Here is an 11,355-nt window from a genome sequence, read left to right on the forward strand (position 1 = left end):
CTTGATAATTAAACCTATCAAGGAGTTTTTTAATTTAAAAAAAATAACAATACATTAAAATTTTGTTACAAAACAAAAAATTAGTGTTGTGTTTTAAAAATATGTGTACTTTTGCACCAATGAATAAAACAAGTTTACATATAACTTCTTTGTCACGGACAAACAGACCTACTACTTCTCCCGAAGTACGGATGCTATAACTATAGTACCCAAAAGCTGTTTCGTTTTTTTATTCATTTTTCATTTTTTTCGTTTTGAAATCACCACTATTTTCCATTGGATTAATACATCCAAAAACCAATACTTATTTATTTCTATTGCATTGTTTTTCAATTTATTGCAAAGCAATCAACAGTTTTAATAGTACATTTGAATTTGACGAAAATGTATTTCAAAAACAAATGCACAAATCATTTTATAACTCAAAAATTCAGCTTTTGAAATGAATATTTCTATCATTATAACTCAGGAAGAACATTATAAGTATTCGCAAGAAATATGCGATACCATAGAATTGTCCGCACTATTGAGAGGTACGGGAATCGCTAAAAGAACTCCGGAATACATCCAGAAAAAAATGGAAAATAAGGATGCCATTATCGCATTAGACAATGGAAAATTTGCCGGTTTTTGCTATATCGAAAGTTGGCAACACGGGAAATTTGTAGCACATTCCGGGTTGATTGTACATCCTGATTACAGAAATTTAGGTTTAGCAAAAAAAATCAAATCAAAAGTATTTGACTATTCATTAGAGAAATATCCAGAAGCTAAAGTTTTTGGAATCACTACTGGTCTTGCGGTAATGAAAATAAATTCCGATTTGGGGTACAAACCGGTTCCTTTTTCAGAATTGACAACAGACCCTACTTTTTGGAAAGGATGTCAAACGTGTACCAATTATGAAATCCTAAAAAGTAAAGACAATAAAATGTGTTTGTGTACCGGAATGCTTTATGACCCTAAAGAAAAGCCTAAAGATCCGCCTAAACACCCATTTAATATCAAAATATTAAACCGATTAAAATCAATAAAACAAGCCTTGTTCTTAAAAAAATAATATCATGAAAAAAGTAGTATTAGCATACAGCGGAGGATTAGATACATCATATTGCCTTAAATATTTAAAAAATGAAAAAGGATATGAAGTTCATACCGTTCTTATAAATACAGGCGGATTTGATGAAGCTGAACTAGCCGCTATCGAAGAAAGAGCCTACGAATTAGGAAGTGCGCAACATGCAAATCTTACCATTGTAGATAAATATTATGATAAAGCCATTAAATATTTGATTTATGGAAATGTATTAAAAAATAACACCTATCCATTATCAGTAAGTGCGGAACGTGTTTTCCAGGCCATTGAAGCGATTAAATATGCAAAATCTGTTGGCGCAGAAGCGATTGCCCACGGAAGTACTGGTGCAGGAAATGACCAAATTCGTTTTGATTTAATTTTCCAAACAATCGCTCCCGAAATTGAAATCATTACTCCTATAAGAGATTTAAAATTATCAAGACAGGAAGAAGTTGATTATTTATCCAAAAACGGAGTTCATTATTCATGGGAAAAAGCACAATATTCCATTAATAAAGGATTGTGGGGAACTAGCGTAGGTGGTAAAGAAACATTGACCTCAAATCAAACTTTACCAAGTGAAGCGTATCCTTCTCAATTGCAAAAAACAGGTGAAGAGAAAGTCACACTACAATTTGAAAAAGGACAATTAGTAGGCATCAATGGGACTTTGGACGCACCAACAAAGAACATCGTTGCATTAGAAAAACTAGCCAGCGCGTATGCAATTGGTAGAGATACTCATGTAGGCGATACGATAATCGGAATTAAAGGACGAGTAGGTTTTGAAGCAGCTGCGCCATTAATAATTATCAAAGCGCACCATTTATTAGAAAAACATACGCTGGGTAAATGGCAACAATACTGGAAAGAACAACTAGGAAACTGGTACGGAATGTTGTTTCATGAAGGACAATTTTTAGATCCTGTAATGAGAAACATCGAGGCTTTCCTGGAAGATACTCAAACGACTGTAAATGGAACCGTTATCGTTTCGTTAAAACCATATCACTTTACTTTGGACGGAATCGAATCTGAAAATGATTTAATGAATACCACTTTTGGACAATATGGAGAAATGAACAATGCTTGGACATCTGACGATGCAAAAGGATTTATCAAAATTCTGGGGAATGCGCAAAACATATTCTCATCTGTAAACAAACTAACACATGATTAATATTGGAATAATTGGCGGATCAGGTTACACAGCGGGGGAACTCATCAGAATATTGATGTTTCATCCTAATGCTACACTTGATTTTGTTTACAGCACGACAAATGCTGGGAAACCTCTTCATGTTGCACATCATGATTTGATGGGCGATATCGAAATGAATTTTACCGATACTGTAAATCCAAATGTTAATGTGGTTTTCTTGTGTTTGGGTCATGGTAAATCAAAATCGTTTTTAGAACAAAATCAATTTGCGAGTCATACCAAAATCATCGATTTAGGAAATGATTTCAGATTGAGAAAAGACAAAGAGTTCGATAATAAATCTTTCGTTTACGGTTTGCCTGAATTGAATAAAGCAGCAATTAAAAACGCTCAATTCATAGCAAATCCGGGGTGTTTTGCAACAGCAATTCAATTGGCATTGTTGCCTTTGGCGAAAGCCGGAATACTAGCAACTGACGTTCATATCAATGCGACAACTGGAAGCACAGGAGCTGGAGTTTCACCTTCAGAAACGACGCATTTTAGTTGGAGATCGAATAATATGTCGCATTACAAAGCTTTTGAACACCAACATTTAGGCGAAATAAACCAAAGTGTCAACCAATTGCAAGCAAATTACACAAACGAATTGATTTTTGTGCCTAACAGAGGGGATTTTGCCAGAGGAATTTTCGCAACATTGTACACAACAATCGAAGAAAGTTTGGAAGATGTATTAGCAAAATACGAGGCTTTTTACAAAGACCAACCTTTCGTAACCGTTACTACCAATGGAATCAATATGAAGCAAGTGGTTCAAACGAATAAATGTATTATTAGTTTAATGAAAAAAGGAAACCGGTTATTGATTACTTCAGTAATTGATAATTTAACAAAAGGAGCCTCAGGACAAGCAATACAAAACATGAATTTAATGTTTGGATTGGATGAAACCACAGGATTGCATTTGAAACCATCTGGATTCTAAAAAATTTGTTTCAAGTTTAAAGTTTAAGGTTGCACATGTAACTTGAAACTTGAAACCTTAAACCATTTAAACAAAAAAATAAAATGAACTTATTTGACGTTTACCCATTATACAACATCACTCCTGTAAAAGCACTGGATTGTACTATTACAGATGAAAAAGGAGTAGAATATTTAGATTTATATGGTGGTCATGGAGTAATTTCCATTGGACACACACAACCGGATTATGTTGCCAAATTAAAAAATCAATTGGATAATATTGGTTTTTATTCCAATGCGATTCAGAATCCATTGCAAGTAGAACTGGCAGAAAAATTAGGAAAACTTTCCGGATTGGAAGACTATACTTTATTCTTGTGCAGTTCTGGAGCTGAAGCCAATGAAAATGCTTTGAAACTGGCTTCTTTTCACAACAATAAATCGCGTGTAATTGCTTTTGATAATTCCTTTCACGGAAGAACTTCGGCGGCAGTTGCAGTTACAGATAACAAAAAAATTGTTGCGCCAATCAATGCACAACAAATCGTTACTTTTTTACCATTGAATAATATCGAATTGGTAGAAAACGAACTAAAAAAAGGAGATGTTTCTTCTGTTATAATTGAAGGAATTCAAGGAGTTGGCGGTTTAGATCAAGGAACAACCGAATTTTTTCAGGCATTAGAAAAAATATGTGCAGCATACGATGCCGTTTTGATTTTGGACGAAGTGCAATCCGGATATGGAAGAAGCGGAAAGTTTTTTGCACACCAACATCATGACATCAAAGCAGATATTATTTGTCTGGCTAAAGGGATGGGTAACGGATTTCCTATTGGCGGAATCTTGATTTCTCCAAAATTTACAGCGAGTTACGGATTATTGGGAACTACTTTTGGAGGAAACCATTTGGCTTGTGCTGCCGGAATAGCAGTTTTGGATGTGATTGAAAGCCAAAAATTAATGGATAACGTAAACGATGTTTACGCTTATTTTTTAGAAGCAATCAAACAAGTTCCTGAAGTGATTCAAGTAAAAGGAAGAGGATTGATGCTAGGTGTAGAATTTGATTTTGACGTAAGTACACTTCGTAAAAAAATGATTGTTGACAAGCATATTTTTACGGGAAATGCTAATAATAAAAACTTATTGAGAATTCTTCCTCCTTTGACAATCAAGAAGGAAGCGATTGACACCTTTATTATAGCTTTAAAAGAAGCATTAGCAGAATTGAAATGATTTTTTTTAAACATCTAAGTCATTTAAGTTTTAAAAAATGAATAATATCATTTATGCATTCTCTGAATTTTTTATTTTAAACAAATAAATATTGACCAAGAACTAAAACTTACATGACTTATATGTTTAGATTTTCCTTCTAAAATAGCAAACCAAAAACTAATGAACCACTTATTACCAATAGAAAAGCGAAATGCAGTTTTAAGCCGTATGGCCGAACTTCTTGAACAAGAAAGAGCCAATCTTAAGACTATAAATCAACAGGATATCAATAATTATTCTGGTGATGACTTGGCAATGGAAAAACGTTTATTAGTTGATGATGCCAAAATTGACGGCATGATTTTGTCCATGCAACAATCAGTAAGTCAAGAAGATCCTATTGGTGTGGAGCGTTTTAATTTCGATCACGAAAACGGAATGAAAATCATCAATAAAACAGCGGCTTTTGGAACTATAATGATTATTTACGAATCCAGACCTGATGTTACTGTTGAAGCTGGTGGAATCGCTTTTAAATCCGGAAATAAAATTCTATTGAAAGGCGGAAAAGAATCGGTACTATCCAATTTAAAAATTGTGGAATTGTGGCACCAAGCCTTAGCAGCAAACAATGTTGCTACAAAATGGGTGGAATACTTAAATTACAATCGAGAAGAGACGCAGGCATTTTTGGAGAAACCAACCCAAAAAGTGGATTTAATCGTTCCTCGTGGCGGTGAAAACCTAATTGCTTTTGTAAAAAAACACGCTACTTGCCCGGTGATTATAAGTGGTCGAGGAAATAATTTTGTTTATGTAAACGCTGAAGCTGATTTAGATCAAGCGCTTGATATTATTATTAACGGAAAGACCTCAAATATATCTGTTTGCAATGCTTTAGATAAAGTTTTAATTGATACAAATCTTAAAAATTGGGAAGCTTTTGCTACCAATATAGTTCAGGAATTACAACAAAGAAACGTAACCGTTTTAGGAGATGAAACAATTTCCAGAGCAACAAATGTTCCGCAGATTGAATCGGATTTAATTTGGTACGAAGAGTTTTTAGATTATAAAATTGTCATTGGAACAACCAATTCGGATCAAGAAGCGATTGACAAAATAAATAAATATTGTGGTGGACATTCGGCTTCCATAATCACAAAAAATGATGCAATTGCTCAAGAATTCATGGAAAATGTAGATACAGCTGCCGTTTATCAAAACGCCTCTACCCGATTTACTGATGGAGGACAATTTGGTTTAGGAGGAGAATTGGCGATAAGCACAGACAAATTACACCAACGTGGACCAATTGGTTTGCAACATTTAGTTACTAATAAGTGGTATATTTACGGAAATGGACAAATCAGGTAAAAAAAGAATTTTATTAAAGTTAGGAAGCAACACGTTAACCAAAGAAACCAATCATATTTCGAGAGGAAAGATTGAAGATATTGGGATGCAAATAGCAGCTTTACAAGACGATTACGAGTTTATCATTGTGAGTTCGGGTGCGATTGCAGCAGCCAAACAATTTGTAAAACTGGAAAATCAAGACAAAGATGTTTTTGTAAAACAAGCATTGGCTTCGATTGGTCAGCCCCATTTAATGCGGATTTATCATGAAAACTTCAGCGATTTAGGATTACTGATTTCGCAGTGTTTGCTTTCTTATTCTGATTTCGAGAAAGAACAATCCAAAGTAAATATCGTGAACACCATCAATGTGTTGATTAAAAATAATTACATTCCGATTATCAATGAAAATGATACGGTGGCTACGGATGAAATTCGGTTTGGCGATAACGATAAATTAGCCGCTTTAACAGCCGTTTTATTAAATGTTGATATTCTGATTATCGCCACCAATACGAACGGGATTTACACCAAAGCATCCATCACTGATGCCGTTCCTGAAACCATTTCTTTGGTAACCGATTTAAAATTATTGGAAAAAGAGATTGGCGATTCGAAATCCTCGCACGGAACCGGCGGAATGCAATCTAAAATAGAAGCTTCGGCAATTGCTAAAGACGCTACTATCGAAACTTGGATTGTCAATGGACTGGAAGACAATTTTATTTTGAAAGCTTTAAAAAACGAAATACCTTTTACTAAAATAATTTAATTCGAATAGTGGATTGTTAGATTTTTGGACAATTCATAATTCATAATTCATAACTAAAATGAACTACATCTCCATACAAAACATAGATTCGCTCGACAAATGGGTGAAACAAGCCCTAAAAATCAAGAAAAAACCACTTAAAAACAAAAAACTGGGTAAAAACAAAACCTTAGGAATGTTGTTTTTTAATTCTAGTTTAAGAACGCGTTTGAGTACCCAAAAAGCCGCTTTGAATTTAGGAATGAACGTCATGGTAATGAATTTTACCAGTGAAGGCTGGACACTTGAATTTGAAGATGGAGCCATCATGAACTCCGGTGCTTCGGAACATATCAAAGAAGCGGCAGCAGTAGTTTCTCAATATTGCGATATTGTTGCTATCAGAGCTTTTGCCGGATTGGTAGACAAAGAAAAAGACAATGCCGAAATCGTACTTTCCGGTTTCCTAAAATACGCCACTGTGCCTGTTGTGAATATGGAAAGTGCAACCGGACACCCGCTACAATCTCTTGCCGATGCCATTACTATGGCAGAACATAAAACTAAACACAGACCAAAAGTAGTTTTGACTTGGGCTCCACACCCTAAAGCTTTACCTCAAGCAGTTCCTAATTCTTTTGTGGAAATGATGCAGTTACAAGATGCTAATTTTGTTATTACCCATCCTGAAGGCTACGAATTGAATCCTGAAATCACGAAAGATTCCAAGATTGAATACGACCAAGATAAAGCTTTCGAAAATGCCGATTTTATCTATGCCAAAAACTGGAGTAATTACAAGGAATATGGTCAAATTACAAATTCCGATCCAAATTGGACTGTAACTGCCGATAAAATGAAACTGACAAATAATGCTAAATTTATGCACTGTTTGCCGGTAAGACGTAACGTAATTGTTACTGATGAAGTGATTGACAGCGAAAATTCAATTGTTATTGAACAAGCCAACAATAGAACCTATGCCGCACAATTAGTGTTGCAAAAAATATTGGAAAATGGAAAATAAAAAACCGGTAACGCTAATAAAAATTGGTGGAAACATTATTGATAATCCAACAGAATTATCACAATTTTTATCTGATTTTTCTAAAATTGAAGGGTGTAAAATACTTGTTCATGGCGGAGGAAAATCAGCTACCAAAATGGCCGAAAGCATAGGTTTAGTACCTCAAATGATTGATGGAAGACGCATCACCGATGCCGCTATGCTTGATGTAGTTGTGATGATTTATGCAGGTCAAATCAACAAAAATATAGTTGCTCAACTACAAGCTAACAATACCAATGCAATGGGTTTTTCCGGTGCTGATGGAAATTTAATTCAATCGGATAAAAGAAACCACCCAACAATCAATTATGGTTTTGTGGGCGATGTGAAAAAAGTGAATACAAACTTCTTGGAAACGTTACTTTTAAACGGTATTGTTCCTGTATTTTGTGCGATAACACACGATGGAAAAGGACAATTATTAAACACGAATGCGGATACCATTGCCAGTGAATTAGCGATTGCTTTATCGGAAGTTTTTGATGTCACTTTGAACTATTGCTTCGAAAAACCTGGCGTTTTATATGATGCCGAAGACGATTCTTCCGTAATTTCAACCATCAATCAAGAATTATATTCCAAATTAAAATCCGAAAAAGCGATACATTCTGGTATGATTCCTAAATTAGACAACTGTTTCAATAGTTTGTCCAAGGGAGTTCAAAAAATAAAAATTGGTCATCATCGAATGTTGCAAGACAAAACCGCATTGTACACTACAATTACACTATGAAGAGTATAGAAATCCTTACACAAGAAGCCATTGCGCTATTAAAAGCACTGATTGAAACGCCTTCCTTTTCAAGTGAAGAAGACAAAACAGCACTTTTAATCGAAAATTGGTTTACACAAAATAATATCCCTTTCGAAAGAGAAAATAATAATATTTGGGCATTCAATAAGAATTTTGATAAGTCCAAACCTACTCTTTTATTGAATTCTCACCACGATACCGTAAAACCAAACCAAGGCTATACCAACGATCCATTTGAAGCCATCTTACAAGACGGTAAACTTTTTGGTCTGGGCAGCAATGATGCCGGAGGTTGTCTGGTTTCGCTTTTAGCCACTTTTGTACATTTTTATTCTAATGAAAATCTGCCATACAATATTGTGATGGTCGCTTCAGCCGAAGAAGAAAGCAGCGGAAAAAATGGATTAAATAGCGTTTTAAAACATTTACCACAACTGGAATGTGCCGTTGTTGGTGAACCAACATTAATGCAATTGGCCGTAGCCGAAAAAGGGTTATTGGTACTCGATGTCATCGTAAAAGGCACAGCCAGTCACGCCGCACACAACAATCCGGACAATCCTATTTACAATGCGATACCCGTTATGGAATGGTTCAACAGCTATCAATTCGAAAAAATATCGGAGGTTTTAGGTCCTGTAAAAATGACCGTGACACAAGTGGCTGCTGGAAAACAACACAACGTAGTTCCTGCGGAATGTCATTTGGTTGTCGATATCAGAGTGAATGATTGTTACAGCAATCAAGAAATTTTAGATACCGTAAGAAAACATTTAACTGCTGAAGTCAATCCGCGTTCGATGCATTTGAATGCGTCATCTATTCCTGTTGCACACGGATTAGTACAAGCCGGAATTGCATTGGGAAGAATCACATATGGCTCACCTACTCTTTCGGATCAATCTGTTTTGAGCTGTCAATCCTTGAAATTAGGACCTGGCGAAACCCTACGGTCACATTCGGCAGACGAATTTATATTTATAAATGAAATAGAAGAAGGAATCCAATTGTACATCAAAATACTAACTGATTTTTTCAAACAATAAAATAATTTGGATTTATCCTGATTATTTTCAGGAGCTAATCCCGCTATACGTTGCAATCTTTTATTTTTTAAAGAAAAAATAAAAGGATTTCCACTGCTATCGGGGCTAAAAATCGAACAGTCTAAAAATCTAATTATTCATATATGAAACTTTGGGAAAAAGGAATACCAACCGATAAACAAATCGAACATTTTACAGTTGGAAACGACAGAGAACTGGATTTAGTTCTGGCAAAATATGATGCTTTAGGTTCTATTGCACATGCAAAAATGCTCGAACAAATTGGTCTTTTAACAGACTCCGAAACCGTTTCTTTGGTTTTGGCTTTGGAAGAAATCATAAAAGATGCTGAAAACGGTAATTTCGAAATTGAAGACAGTTTTGAAGACGTGCATTCTAAAATCGAATATTTACTAACGGTAAAACTTGGGGACGCCGGAAAAAAAATTCACACTGCCCGTTCTCGTAACGACCAAGTTTTAGTAGACGTTAATTTATATCTTAAAGATGTCGTTGCAGCATTTAAAGAGCAAGTAAAAGGCCTTTTTGATTTGCTAATGGAATCAGCTGAAAAACACCAAAATGTATTGTTACCCGGTTATACGCATCTTCAAATTGCAATGCCATCTTCTTTCGGAATGTGGTTTTCCGCTTACGCAGAAACTTTGATTGATGATATTACGATGCTGAATGCTGCTTTAAAAATCGTAGACCAAAATCCATTAGGCTCAGCTGCTGGTTACGGAAGTTCATTTCCTATCAACAGAACATTCACCACACAGGAATTAGGTTTTGAAACCTTAAAATTCAATTCGGTTGCTGCACAAATGAGCCGTGGAAAATCAGAGAAAACTGTGGCTTTTGCTATGAGTAGTGTTGCTGCTACCCTATCAAAATTCTCGATGGATGTCTGTTTGTATATGAGTCAGAATTTTGATTTTATCACTTTGCCTTCGCATCTTACAACTGGTTCCAGCATTATGCCCCATAAGAAAAACCCGGATGTATTTGAGTTGATTCGTGGGAAATGCAACAAAATCCAAGCGTTGCCTTATGAAATTACTTTAATCACCAACAATCTTCCCAGTGGCTATCACAGGGATTTACAATTGTTGAAAGAAGGATTGTTTCCAGCGATTCAAAACCTTAAAGCGTGTTTAGATATCGCCATTTTTGCGATTAAAGACATTAAAGTAAAAGAGCATATTTTAGACGATAAAAAATACGATTATTTGTTCACTGTAGATTCCTTAAACGAAATGGTGGTTGCCGGAATACCTTTTAGAGATGCCTATAAAGCGGTTGCAGAACAACTGGAAAACGGAACATTTCAATCGCCAAAAGAAACCAAACATACGCATGAAGGAAGTATTAACAACCTTTGTTTGGATGCCATAAAAAAGAAAATGGACGATTCTTATTAATTCAAAACAATAATTGCTATAAAAAAATCCATTCGTTAAAGCGAATGGATTTTTTTTATATTTCAAACTTAAATCTTTTGGTTATTAAACCTTTTTGCCTAATTCCTCTGCATCAATATCACTATGCGAAACGTTATAAACAGCTTTTCCTTCCTTAATTAATATCAATTGCGGTGATTGATGATACACTCCAAAACGAGTTGCAATTTCATTAGAAATATCGCGATGCGCTATTAAATCTAAAAAATAAGGCGTAACTTTATCAGAGCTATTAAACTCATTTTCAAACTGTTTCAGCGCCATCCTACTTACGCTGCATCGGGTACTGTGTTTAAAAATCGCAACCGGTTTTTCATTCGATGCAGCGATAATTTCGTTCAGTTGCCCTAAATCGGTTAGTTCATTCCAGTTGATTTTGTTTTCGTTTGAATCTTTTTCTTCTGAACTGTTGAACATATTTTTTAAAAAACTCATAATTGTCTTGTTTTAAGACATTTTGACTTTTAAACATGATAAAAGTCA

General features: G+C 35.0%; 11 protein-coding genes. 10 read left to right on the forward strand and 1 reads right to left on the reverse strand.

From position 1 onward, the window contains the following. Window positions 1–442: 442 nt before the first annotated feature. The 10 genes from BMX64_RS09220 to argH all read left to right on the forward strand — a co-directional run bounded on the left by BMX64_RS09220 (window position 443) and on the right by argH (window position 10,833). Window positions 443–1,060, forward strand: a complete 618-nt coding sequence (locus BMX64_RS09220) for a GNAT family N-acetyltransferase (protein ID WP_091170696.1) — start codon at window positions 443–445, stop codon at window positions 1,058–1,060. Window positions 1,061–1,064: 4 nt separating this feature from the next. Next, a complete protein-coding gene (locus tag BMX64_RS09225) occupies window positions 1,065–2,258 on the forward strand; it encodes an argininosuccinate synthase (protein ID WP_091170702.1) in 1,194 nt (397 codons plus the stop codon). Further along, window positions 2,251–3,228 (forward strand): N-acetyl-gamma-glutamyl-phosphate reductase, encoded by a 978-nt coding sequence (gene argC / locus BMX64_RS09230; protein WP_091170706.1) that lies wholly within the window; start codon window positions 2,251–2,253, stop codon window positions 3,226–3,228. Before BMX64_RS09225 ends, argC begins: the two co-directional genes overlap by 8 nt. A gap of 83 nt (window positions 3,229–3,311) precedes the next feature. Further along, window positions 3,312–4,448 carry an aspartate aminotransferase family protein gene (locus BMX64_RS09235; protein WP_091170713.1) on the forward strand — a complete coding sequence of 379 codons (1,137 nt, stop codon included), beginning with the start codon at window positions 3,312–3,314 and terminating at the stop codon, window positions 4,446–4,448. Window positions 4,449–4,610: 162 nt separating this feature from the next. Continuing rightward, window positions 4,611–5,807, forward strand: a complete 1,197-nt coding sequence (locus BMX64_RS09240; RefSeq protein ID WP_091170715.1) for a glutamate-5-semialdehyde dehydrogenase — start codon at window positions 4,611–4,613, stop codon at window positions 5,805–5,807. Continuing rightward, window positions 5,791–6,561: a glutamate 5-kinase gene (gene proB, locus BMX64_RS09245; protein ID WP_091170718.1), complete on the forward strand. Its 771-nt coding sequence runs from the start codon at window positions 5,791–5,793 to the stop codon at window positions 6,559–6,561. Before BMX64_RS09240 ends, proB begins: the two co-directional genes overlap by 17 nt. Before the next feature lie 58 nt (window positions 6,562–6,619). Next, window positions 6,620–7,567 carry an N-acetylornithine carbamoyltransferase gene (locus BMX64_RS09250; RefSeq protein ID WP_091170722.1) on the forward strand — a complete coding sequence of 316 codons (948 nt, stop codon included), beginning with the start codon at window positions 6,620–6,622 and terminating at the stop codon, window positions 7,565–7,567. Beyond that, window positions 7,557–8,342 (forward strand): acetylglutamate kinase, encoded by a 786-nt coding sequence (gene argB / locus BMX64_RS09255; protein WP_091170727.1) that lies wholly within the window; start codon window positions 7,557–7,559, stop codon window positions 8,340–8,342. Before BMX64_RS09250 ends, argB begins: the two co-directional genes overlap by 11 nt. After that, window positions 8,339–9,409 (forward strand): M20 family metallo-hydrolase, encoded by a 1,071-nt coding sequence (locus tag BMX64_RS09260; RefSeq protein ID WP_091170731.1) that lies wholly within the window; start codon window positions 8,339–8,341, stop codon window positions 9,407–9,409. The genes argB and BMX64_RS09260 overlap by 4 nt, the downstream gene beginning before the upstream one ends. Window positions 9,410–9,552: 143 nt before the next feature. Further along, the gene (gene argH / locus BMX64_RS09265; protein WP_091170734.1) at window positions 9,553–10,833 is read left to right on the forward strand and encodes an argininosuccinate lyase; all 1,281 of its coding nucleotides are present in this window, start codon (window positions 9,553–9,555) and stop codon (window positions 10,831–10,833) included. Between the two features lie 84 nt (window positions 10,834–10,917). On the opposite strand, the gene ytxJ is transcribed toward argH, so the two are convergent. Continuing rightward, on the reverse strand, window positions 10,918–11,307 hold the full coding sequence (gene ytxJ, locus BMX64_RS09270) for a bacillithiol system redox-active protein YtxJ (protein WP_091170738.1): 390 nt from the start codon (window positions 11,305–11,307) through the stop codon (window positions 10,918–10,920). Window positions 11,308–11,355 lie beyond the last annotated feature (48 nt).

Source organism: Flavobacterium sinopsychrotolerans, assembly GCF_900110375.1.
GTDB classification, from domain to species: domain Bacteria; phylum Bacteroidota; class Bacteroidia; order Flavobacteriales; family Flavobacteriaceae; genus Flavobacterium; species Flavobacterium sinopsychrotolerans.

What these genes read in the sequence shown, in the direction of transcription:
- argH (WP_091170734.1), top strand. Translation starts at nt 9,553, where the DNA reads ATGAAACTTTGGGAAAAAGGAATACCAACCGATAAACAAATCGAACAT.
- BMX64_RS09260 (WP_091170731.1), top strand. Translation starts at nt 8,339, where the DNA reads ATGAAGAGTATAGAAATCCTTACACAAGAAGCCATTGCGCTATTAAAA.
- argB (WP_091170727.1), top strand. Translation starts at nt 7,557, where the DNA reads ATGGAAAATAAAAAACCGGTAACGCTAATAAAAATTGGTGGAAACATT.
- ytxJ (WP_091170738.1), bottom strand. Translation starts at nt 11,307, where the DNA reads ATGAGTTTTTTAAAAAATATGTTCAACAGTTCAGAAGAAAAAGATTCA.
- BMX64_RS09240 (WP_091170715.1), top strand. Translation starts at nt 4,611, where the DNA reads ATGAACCACTTATTACCAATAGAAAAGCGAAATGCAGTTTTAAGCCGT.
- BMX64_RS09225 (WP_091170702.1), top strand. Translation starts at nt 1,065, where the DNA reads ATGAAAAAAGTAGTATTAGCATACAGCGGAGGATTAGATACATCATAT.
- proB (WP_091170718.1), top strand. Translation starts at nt 5,791, where the DNA reads ATGGACAAATCAGGTAAAAAAAGAATTTTATTAAAGTTAGGAAGCAAC.
- BMX64_RS09235 (WP_091170713.1), top strand. Translation starts at nt 3,312, where the DNA reads ATGAACTTATTTGACGTTTACCCATTATACAACATCACTCCTGTAAAA.
- argC (WP_091170706.1), top strand. Translation starts at nt 2,251, where the DNA reads ATGATTAATATTGGAATAATTGGCGGATCAGGTTACACAGCGGGGGAA.
- BMX64_RS09250 (WP_091170722.1), top strand. Translation starts at nt 6,620, where the DNA reads ATGAACTACATCTCCATACAAAACATAGATTCGCTCGACAAATGGGTG.
- BMX64_RS09220 (WP_091170696.1), top strand. Translation starts at nt 443, where the DNA reads ATGAATATTTCTATCATTATAACTCAGGAAGAACATTATAAGTATTCG.